Raw genomic sequence first — 24,772 nt, forward strand, 5'->3', positions numbered from 1 at the left:
GGGGCCCCGCCTGTCCGGAGCTGCGGCTCCGGTCAGCGGGGTGGCGGCCCGGTCCGGTCCGCCTTCGGTACGTAGTGCTGGGGAAGCCCCCGCCGCTCCTCGGGCGGCAGGTTCCGGGCGGGCGTCTCCACCGGGGCCGCCGCCGGCCGGCCGCGCTCGCGGTCCCAGCCCGCGCGGGCGCGCGGGTGGAAGCGGTGCCGCTCGGGAACCCGCTTCCAGGCGTGGTGGACCAGCCGGCCCACCAGCCGCAGCAGCCGTTCGTCGCGGGGCGTCCAGCGCAGGCCGAGGCGGTCCCGGACCGTCCGCGGGTACAGGCCGACCGTGAGCCACAGCGTCGAGCGGACGAGCGGGACGCGGAGGAGGGCCCACAACGGAGACGGCAGCAGCCGCAGGAGGGGCGGCCGGGCGATCCGGCGCATGTTCAGGACGTCGCGGGTGGGCCGGTTGTCCTCCAGGACGTCGGCGCACATGTGCTCCCAGTACGCCTGGAACTCCTCCCAGCTGCCGGGGACGGGCTTCATCGAGAGGCCGTACAGCGCGTACCAGCGGACGTGCTCGTCGAAGAGGGTGTGCCGCTGCGCCTCGGTGAGGCCGCCGCCGAAGCGGTCGGCGACGTGCACGGTCAGCATGAAGAACGTGGCGTGGGCCCAGTAGAACGTGTCCGGGTCGAGCGCGTGGTACGGGCGGCCCTGTGCGTCGACCCCGCTGATCGAGGCGTGGTAGCCGCGCACCTCGCGGGCGGTCCGGGCGGCGAGCGGGCCGTCGTAGACGACTCCTCCGATCGGGTAGAGCGAGCGGAAGAGACGCTGCCAGCGCTCCTCGAAGAAACGCGAGTGCTCGGCGACGGCCGCGCCCAGCCGGGGGTGCATGTTCTGCATCGATCCGGCCCAGGGGGCGAGCAGCAGACCTCTCCAGTCGCCGAACCAGCGCCAGGTGAGGGAGTCGGGGCCGAGGGGTTCGGGGGTTCTCGGGCCGGTCGGTTCCGGTCCGGGGGCTGACGGTGTCACGCGTACCTCCGCTGGCTGAGGTTCCGGGGCGGGGCGCTCCGTGGGCGGAGCGGTTCAGGACACGGCTCGTGGCGCTGTTCGTGACGTGGCTCGGGAAGGCGTCCCGCCCGGTTGTGCCGAGAGCGATCTGAGGACACCTGTCATCAGGCTAGAATGTGCGGACAGGTGTCGTCAATTGCTTCAACGCGATACGGGGGAACGGGAGTTGGCGGAACGGAGCTGGGGCGGCACCACGCTCGCCGATCGCCGCGCCGCCCGCCGGCAGGCCCTCCTGGACGTCGCCGAGCGGCTGGCCGGCGAGGAGGGGGCCGCAGCCGTCACGGTCCGGTCCGTCTGCCGTGAGGCACGGTTGACCGACCGCTACTTCTACGAGAGCTTCGGCGGCCGCGACGATCTGCTCCTCGCCGCCTTCGAGCGGGTGGCGGACGAGGCCAGAAGCGCCCTGGAGGAGGCCGTGGCGGTGAGCGCTCCGCAGGCCGACGTCCGGGCCCACGCCGCCGTGTCCGCGTTCGTCGCCCTGGTCCTGGACGCGCCGCACAAGGGCCGTCTGCTGCTTCTCGAACCCTTCGCCGACCCCGCTCTCGGGGCCCACAGCCACCGGCTCATGGCCGTCTTCACCGAACTCGTCGGCGGCCAGCTCCCCGGAACGGTGGACGAGGCCGACCGCCGGATGGCCGCACATGCCCTGGTCGGCGGGATGGCGAGCCTCTTCGCGGGATGGCTGCGCGGCACGCTCGACGTATCGCGCGAACGGCTGGAGGCGCACTGCGTGGAGCTGGTCCTCACGGCGATGTCGCGGTAGGGCCCGGCGACCGGCGCGGACGCGCCGTCACACAGGGGTGGCCGCGCCCCGGCCCCGGTCCGCCGGGAGAGCCGGGGACGCGGCCACCGGCGTGTTCAGGCTCCGCCCACCAGGTCCGGGGCGCGCAGCACCGCGGACGGGATGTTCCAGGCGTCGACCAGGTCGCCCGCCAGCGGCCGGATCCTGCGGCAGAGATCGTTCACCTCACGGGTGATCGCCTTGGACCGCTGGACGGTCAGCCGGCCGTGCTCCATGAACCACGCCCGGTCCGCCTCGATCGTCGTCAGGGCGAACAGGTCGCACAGCAGACCCAGCGCCACCTTGTCTCCACCCTCGGGGAGCGTGCGGACCTTGTCGACGAACGCCTCCAGCAGCAGCCGCTCCATATGGGCGTGGGCGAGGGCGATGACGTGGTCCTGCACCCGGGAGAAGACGGTGCCGGGATCGCGCTTCTGGTCGATGCCGCGCTTGAGCCTGCGGGCCACCCCGGCGAGCATGTGCTCCTCGCGGTGGCGGACCATGGCGAGCTGGTACTCCGCGTCGAGCAGACCGGCCTCCTGGTCCCACTCGTCACCGCCGGGCAGCAGGTCGCGCACCCGCTCCAGGAGCTTGTGGGCCGAGGTCTTCTCGATGATCGTCTCGACGGCGAGGCCGGCGACATGGCGGACCGTCCCGAGCTGGTCCAGGTCCTCGAACTCGCTCGCGTAGTGGGTCAGCAGACCCTTGGCGACGAGCTGCATCAGGACGTGGTTGTCCCCCTCGAAGGTGGTGAAGATGTCGCTGTCGGCCTTGAGCGCGGCGAACCGGTTGACGGCCAGATAGCCGGCCCCGCCGCACGCCTCCCGGCACTCCTGCACCACGCGGGTGGCGTGCCAGGTGGCCAGCGCCTTGGTCCCGGCGGCGCGCGCCTCCAGCAGCCGGCGCGCCTGCGGGTCGTCCCGGGTGCCGGAGAAGACGTCGTGCAGCTGGGTGCGGACGACGTCCTGCGCGAAGTGCAACGCGTACGTGCGCGCGATCAGCGGCAGCAGCCGGCGCTGGTGCAGTCCGTAGTCGAGGAGCAGCTGCTCCTCCCCCTCGGCGCCCGCGGCGAACTGCCGGCGGCGCAGTGCGTACCTGGTGGCGAGCGTGAGGGCGGTCTTGGAGACGGCCACCCCGGCGCCGCCGACACTGACCCGGCCCTGGACCAGGGTGCCGAGCATGGTGAAGAAGCGGCGGTGGGGGTTGTCGATCGTGCTCTCGTAGACGCCTTCCGGGGTGACGTCGGCGAAGCGGTTGAGCAGCGCCTCGCGGGGCACCCGCACCCCGTCGAACCGGAGGCGTCCGTTGTCCACGCCGTTGAGGCCCATCTTGCGGCCGTCGTCCTCGATCCCGACACCCGGGGCCGGCTCGCCGCCGGAACGGATCGGCACGACGAACGCATGCACGCCCTCGGACTTCCCGTCCACCTCCAACTGGGCGAAGACCACCGCCAGTTCGCCGTGGCGGGCCGCGTTGCCGATGTAGTCCTTGCGCGCCTGGTCGCCCTCGGTGGTGATGACGAACTCCCGCGCGGCGGCGTCGTACCGGGCGACGGTCCCGAGCGCCTGCACGTTGGAGCCGTGTCCGGTCTCGGTCATCGCGAAGCAGCCCATCAGCTTCCCGGTGATCAGGTCGGGCAGATAGGCCGCGTGGTGGCGTTCGGTGCCCAGGTGCAGGATCGCACCGCCGAAGAGGCCGAACTGCACGCCGGCCTTCACCAGCACCGACAGATCGCCGAGGGCCAGCGTCTCGAACGCGGCGATCGAGGCCCCGACGTCACCGCCCCCGCCGTACCGGGCCGGGAACCCCATGCCGCTCTGCCCCGTCGCCGCCATGGCGACCACGCGTTCGCGCACCCGCTCGCGGAAGGCGTCGATGTCGAGCTCCTCGGCCTCGTCGAGGACCGCGGCGTGGGTCACCAGATTGGCCCGGACCAGTGCGCGGATCTCGGCGTACTCGCCGTCCAGCAGCGCGCCCAGCGCCTTGACGTCGAGCTCCGGCCGCACGTGACCGGTGGGAGTGGGCGGGGTTCTGTCAGTGGTCATACCGTTTCGCTACCCCGCCGGTGGACGATCAAGCGGTGGCCCGCCCGCCGAGGTGAACGGCGCGACGCGGGGGCGTGAGCGCGTCGGGCCAGTACCCCGTTCGCCTGCGCTCGCGCCCTGCCGGGGGCCCCGGAGGGCGGTGAGGATGAGCCGACCGCGCACCTCCCGTCGAATCCGCGCATCCGCCCTTCGGCGGGTGACTTCGCGGTGGAAGGAATCCCCCTTGCTGCTCCTCATCTCCCCGGACGGCGTCGAAGAGGCTCTGGCGTGCGCCGAGGCGGCGGAACACCTGGACATCGTCGATGTGAAGAAGCCCGACGAGGGCTCGCTCGGCGCGAACTTCCCCTGGGTCATCAGGGAGATCCGCGCGGCGGTCCCGGCGGACAAGCCGGTGTCCGCCACGGTCGGCGACGTGCCGTACAAGCCCGGCACGGTGGCGCAGGCGGCACTCGGCGCGGCCGTCTCCGGGGCCACGTACATCAAGGTCGGCCTCTACGGATGCGGCACGCCCCAGCAGGCGATCGAGGTGATGCGCGGGGTCGTCCGGGCGGTGAAGGACTACCGGCCCGACGCGTTCGTCGTGGCCTCGGGCTACGCCGACGCCCACCGGATCGGCTGCGTGAACCCGCTCGCGCTGCCCGACATCGCCCACCGCTCCGGCGCCGACGCGGCCATGCTCGACACCGCGATCAAGGACGGGACCCGGCTGTTCGACCATGTGCCGCCGGACGCCTGCGCGGAGTTCGTCCGGCTGGCCCACGAGGCCGGTCTGCTCGCCGCCCTCGCGGGCAGCGTGAAGAGGGAGGACCTGGCCGTGCTGACCCGTATCGGGACGGACATCGTGGGGGTGCGCGGGGCGGTCTGCGAGGGGGGCGACCGCAACACCGGGAGGATCCAGCCACGGTTGGTGGCCTCCTTCCGGGCGGAGATGGACCGGCATGCCCGAGAGTTCGCGGCCGCCCCGGCCGCGAGCTGACCGCCGGCGTGGACACGCATCGGCACGGCCCCGGGCTGCCGCCCCCCGGCGGGTGCTTCGCCGTCCTCGATCCGGCGACGGGCGAGGTGTTCGACGAGGCTCCCGACCAGCGGGCGGAGGACCTGGACGCGGCGGTGGACCGGGCGTACGACGCCTGGCGGAGCTGGCGGGCCGACCCCGCCGCCCGCGCCGCCGCCCTGCTCGCGTCGGCCGACGCCGTGGAGGCGGCCGGGGCGCGGCTCGCTCCCCTGCTCACCCGCGAGCAGGGGAAACCTCTGGCCGAGTCGTCCGCGGAGATCGCCCGTACGGCGGCCCGCCTGCGCTTCTTCGCGGCGTCGGCGCCCGAGCCCCGGACGATCACGGACGGCCGGCCCGTGCGCAGCACGCTGCGCTGGCGGTCGCTCGGGCCCGTCGCCGCCGTCGTCCCGTGGAACTTCCCGCTCCAGCTCGCCTCCGCGAAGTTCGCGCCCGCGCTCGCGGCGGGCAACACGGTGGTGGTCAAGCCCTCGCCGTTCACCCCGCTGGCCACTCGGCTGCTGGGGTCCGTCCTGTCCGCCGCCCTGCCCGAGGGCGTGCTGACGATCCTCACCGGACGGGACCCCCTCGGCGCCCTCCTCGTCTCGCACCCCGGAATCCGCCATGTGACGTTCACCGGTTCGGTGGCCACCGGCCGGACCGTCGCGGCGGGCGCGGCGGGCGGTCTCGCCCGCGTCACCCTGGAACTGGGCGGCAACGACGCCGCGATCCTGCTGGACGACGTGGACGTGGAGCGGATCGCGGACCGGCTGTTCTGGGCGGCGTTCCGCAACTGCGGGCAGGTCTGCATGGCGGTCAAGCGCGTCTACGTCCCGGAGCGGCTGCACGCGCGGGTGGTCGAGGCGCTGGCGGAACGTGCGAAGACCGTGGTCGTCGGGGCCGGCCTCGATCCGGACACGGAGCTGGGGCCGGTCGCCAACGCCGCCCAGCTGGCCCGTGTGGAGCGGTACACGGACCGCGCCCTGGCGGACGGGGCGCGGGCCGTGGCGGGCGGCCACCGGCTGGACCGGCCGGGTTACTTCTACGCCCCCACCGTCCTGGCCGACGTAGCGCCCGACAGCCCGGTGGTGACGGAGGAGCAGTTCGGTCCCGTCCTGCCGGTGCTGCCGTACGGAAGCCTCGACGACGCCGTCGAGGCGGCCAACGCCACCCGCTTCGGCCTGGGCGGTTCGGTGTGGGGGACCGACCTGGACCGGGCCGAGGAGGTGGCCGGCCGGCTGGAGTGCGGTACGGCGTGGATCAACCACCACGCCGAGCTCTCCCTGGCCCAGCCCTTCGCGGGCGTCAAGGAGAGCGGGGTCGGCGTCGCCGGCGGCCCGTGGGGGCTGTACGGCAACCTCAGCCCCTTCGTCGTGCACCGTCCACGGGAGGAGTGGCCATGAGGTTCGGCGCGGCGGTGCTGCGCTCGTACGAGGACCCGTTCACCGTCGAGGAGGTGGTCCTGCACAGCGGCCCGGCCGACGGCGAGGCCCTGGTCCGGATCGCGGGGTGCGGCATGTGCCGGACCGATCTCGCCGTCCGGCGTTCGGCGGGCCGCTCCCCGCTGCCGGCGGTGCTCGGCCACGAGGGGTCCGGGGTGGTGGTGGAGACGGGCGGCCCGGCCACCGGCCTGAGCCGGGGCGACCACGTCGTGCTGAGCTTCGACTCCTGCGGGCGCTGCCGCAGCTGTCTGGGCGCGGCCCCCGCCTACTGCGACTCGTTCGCCGCGCTCAACCTCTTCGGCGGGCGTCCGGAGAACACGGCGCGGTTCACCGACGCCGCCGGGGGCGCGCTGGCGCCCCGGTGGTTCGGCCAGTCCTCGTTCGCCGAGTACGCGCTGGTCCCGGCCCGCAACGCCGTACGGGTCGATCCCTCGCTCCCCCTCGAACTGCTCGGACCGCTCGGCTGCGGCTTCCTCACGGGGGCGGGCGCCGTGCTCCACTCCTTCGGCGCGGGACCCGGCGACACCGTCGTGGTCCTCGGCGCGGGGGCGGTGGGCCTGGCCGCGGTCATGGCGGCGTCCGCTTCCGGAGCGGTGGCCGTGGCGGTGGACCGCAACCCCGAACGCCTCGCCCTCGCCGAGAAGTTCGGCGCGGCCGCGGTGCACGGCGACTCCACCGGCCTGCCGGACCGCATCCGGCGGCTGACGGACGGCGGTGCGCGGTACGCCCTCGACACCACGGGGTCGGCCCGGCTGATCAACGACGCGCTGCGGGGACTGCGCCCGATGGGCCACCTCGGTCTGGTGGCGCGGCTCCACACCGGGCTCCTGCTGGAACCGGGGACGCTGGACCGGGGCCGGAGGGTCTCCCACATCTGCGAGGGGGACGCGGTGCCGTCCCTGCTGATCCCCCGGCTGGCCGGGCTGTGGCGGGCCGGCCTGTTCCCTTTCGACCAGCTGATCCGTACGTACCCGCTCGCCGAGGTCGACGAGGCCGAACGCGACTGCGAGGCGGGCCGCGTGGTGAAGCCGGTGCTCATTCCGTAACCGACGTTCAGCTCGGTGGCCGGTCCTCGGTTCCGTGACCGGCCACCGCTCGTACCCAGGGAGTGCACATGGTCCATACAGCGCAGCGGGACGCCGGTGCGGAGGGTGTGGCGGGAGGGGTCGGTGTGACGGCTCTCCTGGTCGCCGCGGCACGGGCGATCGAGACCCACCGCCCCGACAGCCTGGCGCAGGACGTCTACGCGGAGCACTTCGTGCTCGCGGCCCGCGCCTCCCGGGGCTGGCCCGTCCATCCGCGGGAGGTACCGGAGGGGGAGGCGGACCCGCTGTGGGGGCGCTTCTCCCGGTACTTCGGGCTGCGGACGCGGGTCCTCGACGATTTCCTCCTGCGGTCGGCGCACACGGGCAACGTCCGCCAGGTGGTCCTGCTCGGCGCGGGGCTGGACTCGCGGGCGTTCCGGCTCGACTGGCCCGCCGGCTGTGTGGTCTTCGAGATCGACCGGGAGGAGGTGCTGGCGTTCAAGCACCGCGTCCTCGGCGGCCTTTCGGCCGTCCCGACGGCGGCGCGCGTACCGCTCGCGATGGATCTGCGCGCCGACTGGGCGGCTGCCCTCCCCGGAGCCGGCTTCGATCCCGCCGCGCCGAGCGTCTGGCTGGTGGAGGGGCTGCTGTTCTACCTGCCGGCCGCGGCGGAGACGTATCTCATCGACACGGTGGACCGGTTGGCCTCCGGAGGCAGCGCGCTGGCCTACGAGGTCAAGCTGGAGAAGGACCTGCTGGCGTACCGCGACAGCCCGCTCTACACCGCGACGAAGCACCGGATCGGCATCGACCTGCTGGACCTGTTCGACCGCGACCCGCGGCCCGACTCCGCGGGGAGTCTGGCGGGCCGGGGCTGGTCCACCTCGGTCCGCACCCCCTTCGACTTCACCCGCCTGCTCGGGCGCGGCCCGCTGCCCGAGCCGAACGATGCCCTGGCGGGCAACCGGTGGGTGTTCGCGCACAAACCCGTTCAGTAGGACCGGAGTCGCGTCCGGGATATCGGGCCTCCCTGCGGAGCGGGCCCGACCGTGCGGTGACCGGTGAGCGCCGCGACCCCGGCTGCTCGGGTGTGCACGCATGCGGGGTTCCCGCGTGCGGGCATGCGGGGACGCGCGCATTCGGGGACGCCCGCATTCGGGGACGCCCGCATTCGGGCATGCGGGCATGCGGAGGACGCCTCGCCGCTCGAATCGATGTTTCCCCACCATGGATATACGGTGATTACGGATAATTCAGCCATATATCAGCACCCTGGGTGAGCAGGTTTCCGGGCAGCGGAGATCCGCCTGTCCTTGGTGCGGTCCACAGGAGGCACGATGACCCAGCACGAAGCGAGCGGACAGGAAGGTCCCGCGGACGGCGGAGCGGCCGGCACCCCCGGCGTTCACGACGGCGGAGCCGACGGCAGCGCGGAAGGACCGGCGGACGGCGGTGCGGCCGGCACCCCCGGCGTCCACGACGGCGGAGCCGACGGCGGTGCGGACGGCGGAGCCGAAGGCCCTGCCGACGGCGGTGCGGCCGGCACGCCCGGCGTCCACGACGGCGGCGCGGACGGCGGCGCGGAAGGCCCTGCGGACGGTGGGGCGGCGGGCACCCCCGGCGTCCATGACGGCGGCGCGGACGGCAGTGCCGACGGCGGTAGCCGCTCTTGAGCATGACGCGAACCGAGCTCCAGGATTCCTGCGCACGTCAGAGCGCCGGAATCCTGGAGTCTCGCCTGACCGGCCTCGGGCGGGAGAAGTTCGCCCGTGACATCTGGGCCCGGACAGCTGCGCTGACGCGCGGGGCGAGCGATTTCTCCGACGTGTTCTCCACGGCCGCGGTGGACGAGTTGATCTCGCGGCGGGGGCTGCGTACGCCGTTCCTGCGGGTCGCCAAGGACGGTTCCACGCTTCCGGAGTCGTCGTTCACCGCGCCCGCCGGGGTGGGAGCCACCGTGGCCGACCAGCTCGACGACACCGCCCTGTGGCGGGCGTTCGAGGGCGGGGCGACGCTCGTCCTGCAGGCGCTGCACCGCACCTGGGAGCCGGTGGCGGACCTGGTCTCCGCACTCGGTACGGAGCTGGGGCACCCCGTACAGGCCAACGCCTACGTCACCCCGCCGCAGAACCGCGGGTTCGACGCGCATTACGACGTGCACGACGTCTTCGTCCTCCAGATCGAGGGGTCGAAGCGGTGGATCGTCCACGAGCCCGTGACGCCGGACCCGCTGCGTGACCAGCCGTGGACCGACCACCGCGAGGCCGTCGCCGAGCGGGCCGCGCACGGCACACCCCATCTGGACACGATGCTGCGCCCCGGCGACGTGCTCTATCTGCCGCGCGGCTGGCTGCACTCCGCGCAGGCCCGGGGAGAGGTATCGGTCCATGTGACCCTCGGGGTCCACGTCCGGACGCGCTACGCGCTCGCCGAACACCTGGTCCGGGCCGCTCTCGCGGACCTGGCCGACGATCCGTCGATGCGTCGCAGCCTCCCCCTGGGGACGAACGGGACCCTGCCGGAAACGAACGGGACGGGCACGACGGGCGGTACGGGCGGCAGGGCCATCGGGAACAGCGACGCGGACACCCCCGGCAACGTCACGGAGCTGGTCCGTGAGCGTCTGCTGGCCGCCGTCGCCGAAGCCGACCCCGCCCCGCTGTTCCATCGTGCGCTGCGGTCCCAGGCCCGCCCGGCGCCGCTCGGGCCGCTCGCCCAGCTCGCCGCCCTGGACCGCCTCGGCCCGGCCTCACCGGTCCGGCTGCGGAGAGCACTGGAGCCACGGCTGGACGGGACGCGCCTGTTCACCCGTGTGGGCTACCTCGACTTTCCGGCGGACGACCTCGCTCCCGTGGCCCGGCTGCTCGCCGGGCAGGTCCGCACCGCCGGCGATCTCGGCCTCGCCCTCGCCGGGCGGCTGCTGCGGGCGGGCGTGCTGGTGCCCGCGGACCGGTGATCCCGCCCGGCCGGTTCTTCTGCGCGGACGCCGCCCGCGAGCGCGACGACCCGTTCGCCGGCACGGCACCGTACGGCACGGTCTGGGTCCTCATCGAGTTCCGTCGCGGCTGGCCCGCCAACGGATACGACGGCCTCGCCCTCGATCCGGGGACCAAGGCCCTGGTGTACTCCGCCGCGCAGGCGCACCGGGCGCGGATCCTGCTGGTCCGGCGGCACGGCCGCCACCGCCCCGACGACGGCGGCAGGTGGGCGGTGCTGCGCCACGACGGGTTCGGCGGTCTGCGCCAGCGGTGGGGCGGCTGGCACCGGGACGAGGACCTGGCACGGATCGCGGCGGCGCTGGACTCTCCGGGGGAGCCCGGACTGCCGCCGGTCGTCCTCGTCTGCGCCCACGGCACGCACGACACGTGCTGCGCGGTGCGCGGACGTCCGGTGGGCGCGGTTCTCAGCGACCGCTGGCCCGACCTGGTGTGGGAGTGCACCCATGTGGGCGGCGACCGGTTCGCCGCCAACGTCGTCGTGGTGCCGGACGGCGTCTACTACGGGAACCTGGACGCGCGATCGGCGGTCACCGTGGTCGAGGAGCACCTGGCCGACCGCATCCACGCCGACCATCTGCGGGGCTACACCACGCTCCGCCCCCCGCAGCAGGCGGCCGTGGCCGGGCTGCTCGGGCGTTTCGGCCCGGCGAGCCGGTACGCGTACGACGTCATCGGGACGGTCCGCGACCAGCAGGGCTGGCGCATCCGGGTCCGCGACCGGGCGGACCGCGCGAGGGGGTTCGACGTCGAGGTGCGGGCCCGGCGCACACCGCCGCACCGGCTGACCTGCCGAGGACCGGCCGACAGCTCGGCTCTCGTCTACGACGTGACGTCGATCCGCGACGACCGGATCTGATCTGCCCCGGACCGCCTCACCTCGGCCGCGCTCCCCTCAGACGCAGGCCGGGCACAGGCCCCGGTAGGTGATCTCCGCCGCGCCGACGGTGAAGCCGAACCGCTCGGTCTCGGGCAGGTCGCCCAGGGCGTCGCCGACCGGGTGGACGTCGCGGACGGTGCCGCAGCCCGAGCACACCAGGTGCTGGTGCGCGCTGCGCGCGTTGGGGTCGTAGCGCTTGGCCCGGCCCACCGTGGAGACCTCCAGCACCTCACCGAGCGCCACGAGTTCGCCCAGCGTGTTGTAGACGGTCGCGCGGGAGATCTCGGGCAGCCGCGCCGCGGCGCGCAGATGCACCTCGTCCGCGGTCAGGTGCACATGGTCGCCGTCGAGGACCTCCGCGACGACGCGCCGCTGCGAGGTCAGCCGCCAGCCCCGGCCCCGCAGCCGTTGAAGGAGGTCGCTCATCCGCTTCACCCGCTCCGCTTCGCCGGTGAGGTGCGGCCGTCGCGGGAAAGCCGACGACATCACACCCCGGCCGATATGGTTTTAGCCAACTTCTTGACTTGGACGAAGTCCATCGTAGGATCGATCCCGGCGACATCCAAGAGACAGGAAGGCTCCGGTACGGCAGCAGAGACACCTGACGGGACACCGCCGTTCGACCGAGCGGCGCCACCTGCCGGCCCAGTGCCGTCCGCGCCGCACCGTCCGGGACCCACCCGGTCCCCCGGCCCGTGAGGCGCTCGGCCCGGCCCGCGGACGATGCCCCGGATCACAGCGTGCCCCTTCTGCACGGCCCGAATCCTCCTCCCCGTTCAGCGCCCCACGACCCGCCGCCGGGTCCGGAAGGATTTCCCATGACCGAGAACCACGAGTCGCACGTCTACGACCCCGTGACCCCGGATTCGCCCGAGACGGCCGTTCCCGAGGTGCCCGAGGCGCAGGCGAGCGGCTGCCCCGTGGCCCACGGCCGCGCGCCCCACCCCACGCAGGGCGGCGGGAACCGCCAGTGGTGGCCGGACCGCCTCAACCTGAAGATCCTCGCCAAGAACCCCGTCGTGGCGAACCCGCTGGGTGAGGACTTCGACTACGCGGCCGCGTTCCGGGCCCTCGACCTGCCCGCGGTGAAGCGGGACATCGCCGAGGTGCTCACCACGTCGCAGGACTGGTGGCCGGCCGACTTCGGCAACTACGGCCCGCTGATGGTCCGGATGGCCTGGCACAGCGCCGGTACGTACCGCATCAGCGACGGCCGTGGTGGCGCGGGCGCCGGTCAGCAGCGCTTCGCCCCGCTGAACAGCTGGCCCGACAACGGCAACCTGGACAAGGCCCGGCGGCTGCTGTGGCCGGTCAAGAAGAAGTACGGCCAGGCGCTCTCCTGGGCCGACCTGCTGATCCTCACCGGCAACGTCGCCCTGGAGACGATGGGCCTCAAGACCTTCGGATTCGCCGGCGGCCGTGAGGACGTCTGGGAGTCGGAGGAGGACGTCTACTGGGGCCCGGAGACGACCTGGCTCGACGACGAGCGCTACACGGGCGACCGTGAACTGGAGAACCCGCTCGGTGCGGTCCAGATGGGCCTGATCTACGTCAACCCCGAGGGTCCCAACGGGAATCCGGACCCGGTCGCGGCCGCCCGCGACATCCGCGAGACCTTCCGCCGGATGGCGATGAACGACGAGGAGACCGTCGCCCTCATCGCCGGTGGCCACACCTTCGGCAAGACGCACGGGGCAGGCCCGGCGGAGAACGTCGGCGCGGACCCCGAGGGCGCCCCGCTGGAGGAGCAGGGCCTGGGCTGGCGCAGCTCGTACAAGTCGGGCAAGGGCGCGGACGCCATCACCAGCGGGCTGGAGGTGACCTGGACCAGCACGCCGACGCGGTGGGGCAACGAGTTCTTCCACAACCTCTTCGCCTACGAGTACGAGCTGACCACGTCCCCCGCCGGGGCGCAGCAGTGGGTCGCCAAGAACGCGGAGGCGACCATCCCGGACGCGCACGACGCGTCGAAGAAGTACAAGCCGCAGATGCTCACGACCGACCTGGCGCTGCGCTTCGACCCGGCGTACGAGCAGATCTCGCGCCGGTTCCACGAGAACCCGGAGGAGTTCGCGGACGCTTTCGCCCGCGCCTGGTTCAAGCTGACGCACCGTGACATGGGCCCGGTCCAGCGCTACCTGGGCCCGGAGGTGCCCTCCGAGGTGCTGCTGTGGCAGGACCCGCTGCCCGAGCGCACCGGTGAGCTGCTGGACGCCGCGGACACCGCCGCGCTCAAGGAGCAGGTGCTCGCCACCGACCTGACGGTGGCGCAGCTGGTCTCGGCCGCCTGGGCCTCGGCCGCGTCCTTCCGCGGCAGCGACAAGCGCGGCGGCGCCAACGGTGCGCGGGTCCGGCTGGAACCGCAGCGCGGCTGGGAGGCGAACGACCCGGACGAGCTGGCCCGGGTGCTGCGCGTGCTGGAGGGCGTGCGGGAGTCCTTCGCGGCCGAGGGCGGCAAGCAGGTATCGCTGGCCGACCTGATCGTCCTCGCGGGCAACGCGGCCGTCGAACAGGCGGCCAGGGACGCCGGTGTCGAGGTGGAGGTCCCGTTCACGCCGGGCCGGGTCGACGCCACGCAGGAGCAGACGGACGTCGAGTCGTTCGCCGCGCTGGAGCCGGCGTACGACGGCTTCCGCAACTACGCGGGCAAGGCCGCCCGGCTGCCTGCGGAGTACCTTCTCCTCGACCGGGCCAACCTGCTCACGCTGAGCGCGCCGGAGACCACCGTCCTGGTCGGCGGTCTGCGGGTGCTGGGCGCCAACACCGGCGGTTCGAAGCACGGCGTCCTCACCGACCGGCCGGGCACGCTGACCAACGACTTCTTCGTGAACCTGCTCGACCTGGGCATCACCTGGAAGTCGACGTCGGCGGCGCAGGACGAGTTCGAGGCCCGCGACGCGTCCGGCCGGGTCAAGTGGACCGGCACCCGCGCCGACCTGGTCTTCGGCTCCAACTCCGAGCTGCGCGCGCTCGCCGAGGTGCACGCGAGCGACGACGCGCGGCAGAAGTTCGTGACGGACTTCGTCGCCGCGTGGGCCAAGGTCATGGACCTGGACCGCTTCGACCTGGTCTGACCGGAACCAGCCGCTTCGGACCCGTCAGCGGCCGGCACGGCTCGGACGGTGGGGCCGGTGCACACCCGCACCGGCCCCACCGCCGCGCCGGGCCCGCGCTCCGGGTGACCCGCTTCGGCATCCGCTTCGAGAAGAGGTGCGCCCGTGGCCGCGGTGATCGCCGTGCTGGAAGATCTCGGTGACCTCGTCCCGCTCACCGCCCATGGCGCGGCGGCGCGGTTCTCGGCGCGGGGGTGGGCTCCCGGCGGCAGACCGCGTCACGACGTGGAGACGTCGTGGGACGAGGACGGCGCCGGCGGCTGGAGCCAGACGTTCGAGGACGGGACGGTCCGCGTCTCGTTCGCGGTAGAGGTCCGCGATGTCGACGCCTCGGGCTACTTCGACGACCTGGACGCCGTCTACGAGCAGCCGGAACCTTCCCGCACGGGGCAGCGATGGCGGAACAGGCCGGGGTTCGACGCCGAGGACGTCCACCCTTCACCGCGATACCCGACCCCGGCCGGTCGCGGGTCCGCTGGACGACGGCGCAAGCAGTGGCCGTCCGGACCACACCCCGACGCCGCGTCCACGCCCGATGTCGTGCGCGACCGGGCTCAGTCGGCGCCCACGTCGTGCACGGAGACACGGATGGTGGCGACCGAGCTGTCGGCGGCGTCGGGAACGAGCATTCCCGCGTCGACACCCGTGCGCAGGTAATCCACCACCGCCCGGTCGAGCACCTCGCCGGGGAGCGCGGCGGGGATTCCGGGCGGGTACGGGGTCAGCGTCTCCGCGCAGACCCGGCCGACCGCCTCGTGCGCGGGAACCTGCTCGACCTCCCCGAAGAACGCGTCCCGAGGCAGCGTCACCTGCCGGAGCCGGAGATCGCCCGGATCCGGGACGCGGATGTCGGGGGCCGGCGGCAGATCGTCGGCGTGGGCCACCAGATCGCGCAGACCGTCCAGGAGCCGGGCCACGGTGGTCTCGTCGTCGGCGTGGGTGAGCTGGGCGTTGATGCGCCGGTGGTCGGAGGTATGCAGGTTGATCCGGTGGTGCCGGCGCAGCCAGTCCGCGGCATCGTAGCCGGTGAACTTCAGGCTGCTCAGATCGATGAAGATCTGCAGGGGGTCCATGTCGAACGCGCGACCGGCCGAACAGAAGTCGTCGCGGTCGTTGACGTGCAGTCCGTCGATGCCCTGCACGGCCGCCCGCACCCGGCGGGCCCGTTCCAGGGACTCTTCCATGAGCTCGTGGCCGTACTCGACCATCTGGCGGCGCCAGCCGTCCAGGGCCGCGTAGATCAGGACCGAGGGGCTGGTGGTGTCCAGCAGGTCGGCGCGGGAGGCGAGGGTCTGCGGGGTGATCAGGTCTCCCTGCAGATGGAAGACCGAACCCTGTTCGAGCCCGGACCCCATCTTGTGCACCGACGTCACGCACACGTCGGCACCGGCGTCCATGGCCCAGGTGGGCAGCTCGGGGTGGAAGGGCAGGTGGGCGCCCCATGCCTCGTCCACGACCAGCGGCACACCGCGCGCGTGGCACAGTGCCGCGACGGCCCCGATGTCGGCGCAGGTCCCGTACGGGGTGGGGCTGGTCAGCAACGCTCCGCGCGCGTCGGGGTGTTCCTCGAAGGCCGCGCGGAAGGCGTCCGGGGCCGGCGGGTGGGCCAGATGCAGGCGGGGATCCCACTGGGGATCGACCCACACGGGGCGGATGCCCGCGAGGATCAGGCCCGAGACCACCGATTTGTGCGCGTCCCGGCTGACCAGCAGCTTCTCGTGCGGCCCCGCGACGGAGAGCATGGCGGCCTTGACCGAGAGCGAGCTGCCGCAGGTGGAGAAGAAGGTGTGCTCGGCGCCCACGGCGTCCGCCATCAGCCTCTCCGCCCGTTCCAGGACCTTCTTGGAGTCGGTGCGGTCGTCCAGGCCGGACACGGCCAGCATGTCCGCACCGAACAGGGCGTCCCCCAGCACAGCCCGCACTCTCGGGTCGGCCCCGCGGCCCTGTTTGTGGCCGGGCGGTGTGAAGGGCAGCTGGTCCTGGTCCTGGTAGGCGCGGAGAGCGTCGAGCACGGGAGCGGTGGAGTGATCCATACAGTGCGGCTTCCCGGTCCGGGGGGACGAGTAACGCCGTGGGCGTCGACCGTCTCCCAGGGTCGCCGGACAGGCGCTGCCGGTGAGCGGGCGCGCGGGGTGGACGGCGTCGGCCGTGAGCGCCTCGGTGGTGGGGGCGACGGCCTCGCCCGTCTTGTCCAGATCCTGGTGGTCGGTGCCCGGCACGGCCTCACCGACCCGGTACGTCACCGCTCCGGGGCCGGCGAGAACCCCACATCGTCGAGGTCCTGGAAGACGTCGGTGCTCAACCCTGGGCGCACCCTCCTCGGTGCCGACGACGCCACCGCGCCGACCTTTCCGTTGCCGGTGTCAGGGGATCGGGGTCCCGCCGGTGGCGTTCATGATCTCGCCGGTGATGAAGGAGGCGTTCGCGGAGGCGAGGAAGACGTAGGCGGGCGCCATCTCCGCCGGCTGGGCGGGCCGGCCGAGCGGACTCTGCTTCCCGAACTCGGCGGTGTCGGGCAGGGTCGCCGGGATGAGGGGCGTCCAGACGGGGCCGGGGGCGACGGCGTTGACGCGGATGCCCTCGGAGGCCAGCATCTGGGCCAGCCCCTGGGTGAAGGTGACGATCGCCCCCTTCGTCATCGCGTAGTCCAGCAGATGAGGGCTCGGTTTGTACGCCTGCACCGACGTGGTGTTGATGATCGAGCCGCCGGCCGGGATGTGCGGCAGGGCGTTCTTGCACAGCCAGAACATGCCGTACAGGTTGGTGCGCACCACGCGGTCGAACTGCTCGGTGGAGATGGCGGAGATCCCGTCGGGCTGGGACATCTGGTAGGCCGCGTTGTTGACCAGGACGTCGATCCGCCCGAACTCGGACACGGCGCGTTCGACGAGCGCGCGGCACTGCTTCTCGTCCCGGATGTCGCAGACGACAGGGACCGCCCTGCGCCCGGCCTCTTCGACCAGCCGGACGGTCTCGTGGGCCTCCGTCTCTTCCTCGGGGAGGTGGGTCAGCACGATGTCCGCGCCCTCCCGCGCGTAGGCCACGGCGACCGCGCGACCGATACCGGAGTCGCCGCCGGTGATCACGGCCTTGCGGTCGTCGAGCAGGCCGGAGCCGCGGTAGGACTCCTCGCCGTGGTCGGGCGGCGGGTCCATGGGCCCCGTCCAGCCGGGATGTTCCTGGTCCTGCTGGGGGAAGTCGGGGCGGGGGTGGAGCTGGTTCGGGTCCTGCGGCTGTTCGCTGCCGTGTGCCATGGCTGTTCTCTCTCACGTCGTGGAGGCTGCTCGTCACCTCGTCGCGGGGGGCGGGAGCCGACGCCCGGGCGAGCGGGTACGGGCGCCGCCGAGTGCCGGGATGTCAGGGGATGAGCAGGGTCTTGATCATGCCGTCGGCCTTCTTCTGGAAGGTCTCGTACGCCTTCGGCCCCTCTTCCAGGGGCAGATGGTGCGTGGCGAAGGAGTCCACGCCCAGCGGGTCGTCGTCGACGAGCAGCGGGAGCAGCTCGTCGACCCAGCGCCGGACGTTGGCCTGCCCCATGCGGAGCTGGATCTGCTTGTCGAACATGGTCAGCAGCGGCATCGGGTCGGCAGCACCGCCGTACACCCCGGAGATGGAGATCGTGCCGCCCCTGCGCACCAGGTCGATCGCGGTGTGCAGGGCGGTGAGCCGGTCGATCCCGGCCGTCTCCATGAGGCGCCGGCCGACCGCGTCGGGCAGCACGCCGACCGCCGCGTGCGCGGCCTTGGCCAGGGGCGCGCCGTGGGCCTCCATGCCGACGGCGTCGATCACCGCGTCCGTACCGCGTCCGCCGGTGAGGTCGCGGACGGCGTCCCCGAGGTTCTTGCCGTGGCGGCGCAGGTCGAGGCAGGTGGCGCCGTACGCGCTGACCCGGTCGAGGCGTTCGGGGACCAGGTCCACGCCGATGACGAGGCCGGCGCCCCGGTGGAGGGCGATCCGGGCGGCCATGGCGCCGATCGGGCCGAGGCCGAGGACGGTGACGCTGCCGCCGGGCGGGATGTCCGCGTACTCCACGGCCTGCCAGGCGGTGGGCAGGACGTCGGACAGGTAGACGAACCGGTCGTCGGACGGGCCGTGCGGCACCTTGACGGGCAGATCGTTGCCGAAGGGCACCCGCAGGAATTCAGCCTGCCCGCCGGGCACCTGCCCGTACAGCTTGGTGTACCCGAACAGGGACGCACCGGTGCCGTGCTCCCGCACCTGGGTGGTCTCGCACTGGGAGTGCAGCCCCTGCCCGCACATGTAGCAGCGTCCGCAGGAGACGTTGAAGGGGACCACGACCCGGTCCCCCGCGGCGACGGCGGTCACCTCGGGCCCGACCTCCTCCACCACCCCCATGGGCTCGTGCCCCAGGATGTCGCCGGGGTCGAGGAACGGCCCGAGCACTTCGTAGAGGTGGAGGTCGGACCCGCAGATCCCGGTGGACGTGACCCTGACGATGATGTCCGTCGGATCCTGGATCCGTGGATCCGGGACCGTCTCCACCCGGACGTCCCGCTTCCCCTGGTACGTCAATGCGCGCACGGTCCCGCTCCTTCCCTCGCCGGTATGCACGAACGGGAGAGCCGGGTTCCCACGACAGGACCCGTGAAACACGGGGCGCGGGAACGCGTGCCGGTCCCGCGCCCGAACGCTGTCGGCCGCGCCGGGACGACAGCGTTCGGGCGCGGACACTCGGGAAGGGGGCGGGGTGGAGCTGGGGCGTCAGGCTGGGCACGGGCAGACGCTCGGGGAGGGGCGGTCCGGGGAAGACCACGCTCGACCGGGGCGGTCCGGGAACGACCGGAGCGGGCTGGACGGGACGCGTCAGGTGAGGCCGGGCCTCGTGGACGGGCCGACGACGGTGAGCAGATCCACGACGAAGATCAGCGTCGAGCCCGGCGGGATCGACGCCGTGGGCGACTGCTTGCCGTAGCCGAGTCGCGGCGGAACGATGATCTCGCGCCGACCGCCGGCCTTCATCCCTCTCACGCCCCGGTCCCAGCCCTTGATGACCTTGCCACCGCCCACGGCGAACTTGAACGGCCGATCCAGTTCCCAGGAGGAGTCGAACTCCTTCCCCGACGCGAACGTGACACCGACGTAGTGAACCTGGACGACTCGGCCCGGCCGCGCCTCGGCCCCTTCCCCGACCACGAGATCCCGAATCACCAGCTCGTCGGGCGCGGCCCCCTCAGGTACCTCGACCTCCGGCTTCGTCAGTTCGCTCATCACGGTCCCCTCGCTCGCCGCCGGCACGCGCACACGGACCGGCCGGGCCCATGGACCTTCCACGGTACGGCCGATCAGGGTACCCGTACCGGCAGTGACCGCACCGCTCGGCGGGCAAGGGCGCGCCTACACCGGCACAGCGGGGAAAACGACCACCGAGCCGTCCCTGTCGCGGGCGATCTCGATCGCTACGTCCCCGGGACGGCCGTCGACGGTGACACCGTCGGCCAGCCGGTGAATCCGGTGCGTCGCGCGCAGCAGGCGATCGACTTCACCCGGCGTGAAAACGGGGCGCAATCCGTTCGGCCGCGCAGGCTCCAGCGCCGACAGGCGTACGAGAACACGGGCGATGCCCGATTCCAGGTCGTCGAGGCGCTGCTGATCACGTTTGAGGACACGCGTGAAAGCCTCGAACGGGTTGCCCGGATCGCTCTGGGCATGCTCGACCGCTTGCAGAACGATGACGCGCCGCTTCAACGCCACAGCGAGAGAGGCGAGTTCCAGCTGCGTACGGAACCTGCCGCCTTCCTCGTCGATGCCGGGGAACGACTTGGCCAGCGCGCCGACCTCGACCGGCTCACCGGAGGGCAGCTTGTCGAGGGCGCTCCGCCACCGCGCGAGGCGGCGGTCGGCGGCGCCCAGTGCCGTGTTGATGGCGTGCACGGCCGAGTCCAGTCCGAGCGAGATCCCGACGGTGCCCCGGTCGAGCAGGATGGCGGTGGCTTTGTCGATGGCATCGCGGCACCCGTCGAGGGCGCTGTGCTCGTCGTCGAGCTTCTCTTCGTGCAGTTGCTCCAGCAACTCGGTTATGTGCTCGATCGCCTGCTGGCGCATACGGTCGGCATGCGCACTCACTCCTACCGCCACGGCCATGAGCACGAGCGGCGCGGCGACGGTGAGCGCTGCGGCACCGGAAGCCGCCACACCGGCTGTCGCGCCTGCCCCACCGGCCGCGCCCGCTGCCGCCGCCTTGCCGACCGGCATGAACGTCGCACCGGCCACGATCTTGCCTGTGGCGGAGTCGACGAGGGGGCCGCGGATGCCACCGGCCACCGCCTTCGACCCCATCGAGCACACGACGCCCCGACCGAACTGGGCCGCGAACTTCGCCGGAACCACCAACTGGTACAGGTTCTCCCCGCCGGCGGTCGCCTTGGCCGCCACGGACGAATTCCGCGCCGTCTCCGCAACGAGTTGCGACAGGTGCTGTGCCAGCGGGCTGACGGCGTCCAGCGGTATGCCACGGCTGCGATCGAGCTGCGCGGGCAGCGGATGCGCCTCGAGCGTGACGATCGGCGCATCCGCCAACACGGCCAGCGCACCGCGCAGTTCGCCCAGTCGTTCAGCTGTCATCGGCCCGTCTCCGGCCAGTGCGGGCACCTGGACGTCACCCGTCGCGAGCGTCCACACCGGAACGGTCGCCTTGCGGTAGTCGATCATCGTCTCCCCTGGATTCTCCTGGCACAGCCTACGGTTGGCGCCCGACGCCCGGTGATGAATCACGCGAACGGAACCGGTGAACCCGACGCCACGACAGCCCGCCTGTGGCGCGGCGCATCACGAAGGGCGCGCCCCACCGGGGGCGGCGCGGAGCAGGGCCGGTCCCCGGCACGGACTCGGGCGCGCGCCCAGCGCACCGTAAAGCTGGAGCGCGACGACGACGGGCCCCCGTGACGCGTGGAAAGGCCGGACAGGGGGCATGCCGGTCCACTCCCGAGCGAGTGGGCCGCTCCTAGGGTCCGCCTTCGAAGCGATCGTGCCCCAAGCAGCAACGACGCCAGGCTGACCGCCGCTTCGTAGGGAGGGGCGGTCTCGTCGTATCCGGCTGCGCTGCCGTGAAAGGCTTTGAGTCGATTGAAGCAGCGTTCGACGGTGTTGCGGCGGCGGTAGGTGCCGCGGTCGAAGCCTGGCGGTCGGCCGCCTCGCCGACCATGGTTGCGGCGGTGCTTTCGCTGGTCACGCTTCTCGGGGATGGTGTGTGGGACTCCGCGTCTGCACAGGTAGGCACGGAACCCGCGCGAGCTGTAGGCCTTGGCCTGAGGTGAGGGGGATGGCCAGTGGTCTGCCGGGGCCGTCGGCCGCGAGGTGGAGTTGGGCTCCTGTGGACCTGCCGAGGGGTGATCATCCGGTCGTCTCGCCGGTGCCCCCCCCTCTCGGCCGGTGGCGGCGGCGTGCCGGTGGGCGCGGGCGATGGTGGAGTCGAGCTGAACCAGCCGGTCGATGCCGCCGGCTGCATCGGCCCCCGCCCGGACCTGCTGCGGGGCTCGGGTGAACACGCCGTGCAGGGGGTAGCGCCGGAGTCGGGTGCAGACCGTCTTCCACGTTCTGTAGCGTTCCGGCAGGCCACGCCAGGAAGCTCCGGTCCGGATCTTGCAGACCATCCCGTTGACGACCGTGCGGGCCTCCGCGCGAGGCCGGCCTCTGCCGGCACCCGGTATCAGCGCTGGCAGCAACTCCCCCTCGGCATCGGACAGTTCATGGCGACGAATGACAACGCCATGACCCATCATCAAACGGTCATTTGAAGACGGACCCCACTGCAAGTGCTGTCCCGCAATCGATCTTCGAACCGGTTGGAATCGGAGCCCTCACACGGGCGACCGAAGTCCGATGGCAGGATGATCGCCCCGACGATCCTTAGGGGCCATGCCAGTGCACACGCCCGCCGACCATCTCGAACTGGCGCGTGTCGAGAACGACAGCGCCGTCCTGCATCGACTCGCGCGTTGTCCGTACCCTTTCGTCTGGCAGGCACTGGCCGCCAATCCCTGCACGGCGCCCGGCACTCTGCTGGAACTGAGCACGGCCCAGGACAGCGTCTGGAACGACAACAGGCTCCTGCACCTGCTGGCGGAGCATCCGGGCGCGGACTACACAGTGCTGCGAGCCGTCCGTGATGCCGTGGCGGCGAAGCTCGCGGCCGGCGAACGACCTTATGCCGCTGTGCTCGCTCTGGCAGGACGGACGGAGTTAGCGGCGGAAGAAGTGCGACAACTCGGGACTCTCGGTGGGGCTTCTGCGCGTCTGCGCAGTCAGCTGGACCAACGCCTCCGGCTCCGTACCTGACCCGTTCCATCCCCTCGGTCCCAGGTGGAACGATCTTGACGTGACTGCAGTGATCACGGCGTCGGCGCCGTCCTGGACAGGTCCGTTCAGCGGGCTGCGCCCGCGCTGCTTCGGCACGCCGGTGACCGCAGTGCGGCGCGAGAATGCGATCGAACTCCAGCATTCTTCCGGGTCGACCAGAAGACCGGCTACTTCGGCTACGCGAACAGCTCTGGATCAATATCTATCTTCTTCACGACCCCACATGGATCCGATGCAGCACTTCCGGGAGCAGTTCAAGTGACTCGCCCGTCAGGTCAGACGCTGTCCTCGGCCTTCACCCACGTGGCTACGGCGGCAGGGTGGAAGTGGTCCAGGGACCCTTGGAGATCGTGCGAGGGATGGCACGAATTCGTCGAGGAGTGCGAAGCAGGCTACGAAATGGACTACAGCGAGTACCTGCACGACATCGCCGTCAGAGAATTGCTGGATCTGGCATTGAACAACGAACCCGTTCAGCGCACCGAGGGGTTCACGCAATTCGCTGACTCGATCCAGCAGAGTGACAGCAGGTTCCGGCGGCTCATCGGGAACGGTCCAGTAATCCGCTCCGGGGAACCCCGCTGGTGGAGAAGATCCTTGCCACCCCATGGCGGTGATGAATTCGTGGTGGACGTCCAGGAGAGGCTGGGCATCACTCTGAGGAAGACGGGCTAAGAGGTCCTAACAGAAGCCGTTGATCATGTGACTGTCGGCTTGGATGCTCGTTGGGGCATCCGTGGCAAAAAGAAGCTCTCGGCCGTGGATCGTCTCGGATGAACTGTGGGTGCTCATCGAGCCGTTGTTGCCGGTCCCGGTCCCGGTGCCGAAGCTGGTGGCAGGCAGGCCGCGAGTGCCCGACCGGCGGGCTCTGTGCGGGATCCTGTTCGTGCTGCACACCGGCATTCAGTGGGAGTACCTACCCCAGGAGCTCGGCTTCGGGTCCGGCATGACGTGCTGGCGGCGCTTTGCCGCGTGGAACGAGGTCCGGGTGTGGGACCGGCTCCATGCAATCCTGCTAACGAAGCTGCGGTCGGCACGGCAGCTGGACTGGTCCCGGGCGGTGATCGACTCCACCCACGTCCGGGCCGCCCGACGCGGCCCAAAAGCGGACCCAGCCCGGTCGACCGAGCACGTCCGGGCAGCAAGCACCACATCCTTGTCGATTGGCAGGGCATCCCACTTGCTGTGTCGCTGACCGGCGGAAACCGCAACGATATGACGCAGCTGTTGCCTCTGCTTGCGAAGATCCCGTCCGTAGCGGGCCTGGTCGGCAGACCACGGCGCCGGCCGAACGTGCTGCTGGCCGACCAGAGCTACGACCATGACAAGTACCGCCGTCTCGTCTGGTCCCAGGGCATCAAACCGGTGATCGCCCGCCGCGGCGTCCCGCACGGCTCCGGCCTTGGCGTCGACCGCTGGGTCGTCGAACGCACCATCGCCTGGCTCCACGGCTTCCGGCGCCTACGCGTTCGTTGGGAAAGACGCGACGACATTCACGAAGCCTTCCTCGGCCTCGCCACCTGCCTCATCACCTACCGCCACGTCCAACGCCTCTGCCGGGATCCTTGATCCGCAATTCGATCGACAGTTCGGCACACCCTCGGCAACGATGCGGTGCCGTCGAACTTCACCGGGAGCCATCAGTGTCGTCCAGGACCGCAGACATCGACTTCACCTTCGCCCACGAGCTCACGGTCCGCGCCAGCATCAGCGCCTTGGCCGCCACAGGTTGGGCGCTGGAGGATCCGCTCTCGTTCATGGTGAACAACGACGACCTATACGACTGGCGGACCACGACCCGCGACCACACGCAGGATGTCTTGGCCATCCTTGACGCACCCGAGAACGCGAACCACCACGTGGCCGTCTGCATCTACCACGGGAAGGCGAGCACAGGCGGTCAGCTCCTGTTCTTCCCTGGCCGCATGACCTGCAGCTTCACCCCGACCATCAACCGGCGGCGTCTACCTGACTCGGTCGAGTTCACCGACCTGAGCTGGTACATGCACACACTCGTGCCGCCCCTGCTGACGGTCGGGCTGAAGAGCTACGAAGCATGCGACATCGGTCACTGAAGCCGCCTGACTGATCAGCCCTCGATCCACGCAAAGCCCTTTGTTAGGACCTCTAAGGGCTG

23 protein-coding genes and 1 pseudogene are annotated in these 24,772 nt (G+C 71.8%); 15 read left to right on the plus strand and 9 right to left on the minus strand.

The window, feature by feature from the left end:
• Positions 1-32 precede the first annotated feature (32 nt).
• Positions 33-1,007: an oxygenase MpaB family protein gene (locus QFZ71_RS01805; protein ID WP_307666482.1), complete on the minus strand. Its 975-nt coding sequence runs from the start codon at positions 1,005-1,007 to the stop codon at positions 33-35.
• 205 nt (positions 1,008-1,212) lie between these two features.
• Between QFZ71_RS01805 and QFZ71_RS01810 the strand changes: the two genes are divergently transcribed.
• Entirely contained in the window at positions 1,213-1,809 is a 597-nt protein-coding gene (locus QFZ71_RS01810) for a TetR/AcrR family transcriptional regulator (RefSeq protein ID WP_307671317.1), read from the plus strand.
• Positions 1,810-1,904: 95 nt separating this feature from the next.
• On the opposite strand, the gene QFZ71_RS01815 is transcribed toward QFZ71_RS01810, so the two are convergent.
• Positions 1,905-3,872: an acyl-CoA dehydrogenase gene (locus tag QFZ71_RS01815; RefSeq protein WP_307666483.1), complete on the minus strand. Its 1,968-nt coding sequence runs from the start codon at positions 3,870-3,872 to the stop codon at positions 1,905-1,907.
• Positions 3,873-4,095: 223 nt separating this feature from the next.
• On the opposite strand from QFZ71_RS01815, the gene QFZ71_RS01820 reads away from it, so the two are divergent.
• The 7 genes from QFZ71_RS01820 to QFZ71_RS01850 all read left to right on the plus strand — a co-directional run bounded on the left by QFZ71_RS01820 (position 4,096) and on the right by QFZ71_RS01850 (position 11,185).
• Complete coding sequence (locus QFZ71_RS01820) at positions 4,096-4,848, plus strand: (5-formylfuran-3-yl)methyl phosphate synthase (RefSeq protein ID WP_307666484.1); 753 nt, start codon at positions 4,096-4,098, stop codon at positions 4,846-4,848.
• An 8-nt stretch (positions 4,849-4,856) separates the two neighbouring features.
• A complete protein-coding gene (locus QFZ71_RS01825) occupies positions 4,857-6,266 on the plus strand; it encodes an aldehyde dehydrogenase family protein (protein WP_307666485.1) in 1,410 nt (469 codons plus the stop codon).
• A complete protein-coding gene (locus QFZ71_RS01830) occupies positions 6,263-7,351 on the plus strand; it encodes an NAD(P)-dependent alcohol dehydrogenase (RefSeq protein ID WP_307666486.1) in 1,089 nt (362 codons plus the stop codon). Before QFZ71_RS01825 ends, QFZ71_RS01830 begins: the two co-directional genes overlap by 4 nt.
• A 68-nt stretch (positions 7,352-7,419) precedes the next feature.
• The gene (locus QFZ71_RS01835; protein WP_307666487.1) at positions 7,420-8,328 is read left to right on the plus strand and encodes a class I SAM-dependent methyltransferase; all 909 of its coding nucleotides are present in this window, start codon (positions 7,420-7,422) and stop codon (positions 8,326-8,328) included.
• A 339-nt stretch (positions 8,329-8,667) separates the two neighbouring features.
• A complete protein-coding gene (locus QFZ71_RS01840; RefSeq protein ID WP_307666488.1) occupies positions 8,668-9,003 on the plus strand; it encodes a hypothetical protein in 336 nt (111 codons plus the stop codon).
• Positions 9,000-10,286, plus strand: coding sequence for a cupin domain-containing protein (locus QFZ71_RS01845; protein WP_373465068.1), 1,287 nt, complete (start codon positions 9,000-9,002; stop codon positions 10,284-10,286). Before QFZ71_RS01840 ends, QFZ71_RS01845 begins: the two co-directional genes overlap by 4 nt.
• Complete coding sequence (locus QFZ71_RS01850; RefSeq protein WP_307666490.1) at positions 10,283-11,185, plus strand: sucrase ferredoxin; 903 nt, start codon at positions 10,283-10,285, stop codon at positions 11,183-11,185. The genes QFZ71_RS01845 and QFZ71_RS01850 overlap by 4 nt, the downstream gene beginning before the upstream one ends.
• Positions 11,186-11,221: 36 nt before the next feature.
• On the opposite strand, the gene QFZ71_RS01855 is transcribed toward QFZ71_RS01850, so the two are convergent.
• Positions 11,222-11,632, minus strand: coding sequence for a Fur family transcriptional regulator (locus tag QFZ71_RS01855; RefSeq protein WP_307666491.1), 411 nt, complete (start codon positions 11,630-11,632; stop codon positions 11,222-11,224).
• A 392-nt stretch (positions 11,633-12,024) separates the two neighbouring features.
• Here QFZ71_RS01855 and katG point away from each other — a divergent pair, with 392 nt between their 5' ends.
• Together katG and QFZ71_RS01865 are read left to right on the plus strand one after the other, a co-directional pair.
• Positions 12,025-14,280, plus strand: coding sequence for a catalase/peroxidase HPI (gene katG / locus QFZ71_RS01860; protein WP_307666492.1), 2,256 nt, complete (start codon positions 12,025-12,027; stop codon positions 14,278-14,280).
• A 144-nt stretch (positions 14,281-14,424) separates the two neighbouring features.
• A complete protein-coding gene (locus QFZ71_RS01865; RefSeq protein ID WP_307666493.1) occupies positions 14,425-14,976 on the plus strand; it encodes a hypothetical protein in 552 nt (183 codons plus the stop codon).
• On the opposite strand, the gene QFZ71_RS01870 is transcribed toward QFZ71_RS01865, so the two are convergent.
• From QFZ71_RS01870 to QFZ71_RS30390, 6 genes and pseudogenes are all read right to left on the minus strand, one after another.
• On the minus strand, positions 14,874-16,352 hold the full coding sequence (locus QFZ71_RS01870; RefSeq protein ID WP_307671318.1) for an aminotransferase class I/II-fold pyridoxal phosphate-dependent enzyme: 1,479 nt from the start codon (positions 16,350-16,352) through the stop codon (positions 14,874-14,876). The genes QFZ71_RS01865 and QFZ71_RS01870 overlap by 103 nt on opposite strands.
• 330 nt (positions 16,353-16,682) lie before the next feature.
• Positions 16,683-17,573, minus strand: coding sequence for an SDR family oxidoreductase (locus tag QFZ71_RS01875; RefSeq protein WP_307666494.1), 891 nt, complete (start codon positions 17,571-17,573; stop codon positions 16,683-16,685).
• Between the two features lie 103 nt (positions 17,574-17,676).
• Entirely contained in the window at positions 17,677-18,861 is a 1,185-nt protein-coding gene (locus QFZ71_RS01880) for an alcohol dehydrogenase catalytic domain-containing protein (protein WP_307666495.1), read from the minus strand.
• Positions 18,862-19,143: 282 nt separating this feature from the next.
• A complete protein-coding gene (locus QFZ71_RS01885) occupies positions 19,144-19,548 on the minus strand; it encodes an FKBP-type peptidyl-prolyl cis-trans isomerase (protein ID WP_307666496.1) in 405 nt (134 codons plus the stop codon).
• Between the two features lie 126 nt (positions 19,549-19,674).
• On the minus strand, positions 19,675-20,988 hold the full coding sequence (locus QFZ71_RS01890; RefSeq protein WP_307666497.1) for a hypothetical protein: 1,314 nt from the start codon (positions 20,986-20,988) through the stop codon (positions 19,675-19,677).
• A gap of 314 nt (positions 20,989-21,302) precedes the next feature.
• Positions 21,303-22,055 (minus strand): annotated as a pseudogene (locus QFZ71_RS30390) (transposase); the annotation flags it as partial.
• Between the two features lie 139 nt (positions 22,056-22,194).
• On the opposite strand from QFZ71_RS30390, the gene QFZ71_RS01900 reads away from it, so the two are divergent.
• From QFZ71_RS01900 to QFZ71_RS01920, 5 genes are all read left to right on the plus strand, one after another.
• A complete protein-coding gene (locus tag QFZ71_RS01900) occupies positions 22,195-22,614 on the plus strand; it encodes a hypothetical protein (RefSeq protein ID WP_307666498.1) in 420 nt (139 codons plus the stop codon).
• A 40-nt stretch (positions 22,615-22,654) separates the two neighbouring features.
• Positions 22,655-22,897, plus strand: coding sequence for a hypothetical protein (locus QFZ71_RS30395; protein WP_373465069.1), 243 nt, complete (start codon positions 22,655-22,657; stop codon positions 22,895-22,897).
• Positions 22,898-23,034: 137 nt separating this feature from the next.
• Positions 23,035-23,310, plus strand: coding sequence for a hypothetical protein (locus tag QFZ71_RS01910; protein ID WP_307666499.1), 276 nt, complete (start codon positions 23,035-23,037; stop codon positions 23,308-23,310).
• A 43-nt stretch (positions 23,311-23,353) separates the two neighbouring features.
• A protein-coding gene (locus QFZ71_RS01915; RefSeq protein WP_373465070.1) for an IS5 family transposase occupies positions 23,354-24,204 on the plus strand; the annotation gives its coding sequence in 2 pieces (ribosomal slippage) (positions 23,354-23,741 and positions 23,741-24,204; 852 coding nt in all).
• A 74-nt stretch (positions 24,205-24,278) separates the two neighbouring features.
• Positions 24,279-24,710: a hypothetical protein gene (locus tag QFZ71_RS01920; protein ID WP_307666501.1), complete on the plus strand. Its 432-nt coding sequence runs from the start codon at positions 24,279-24,281 to the stop codon at positions 24,708-24,710.
• The last annotated feature ends 62 nt before the right edge of the window (positions 24,711-24,772 follow it).

This window comes from Streptomyces sp. V2I9 (assembly GCF_030817475.1).
GTDB lineage: Bacteria > Actinomycetota > Actinomycetes > Streptomycetales > Streptomycetaceae > Streptomyces.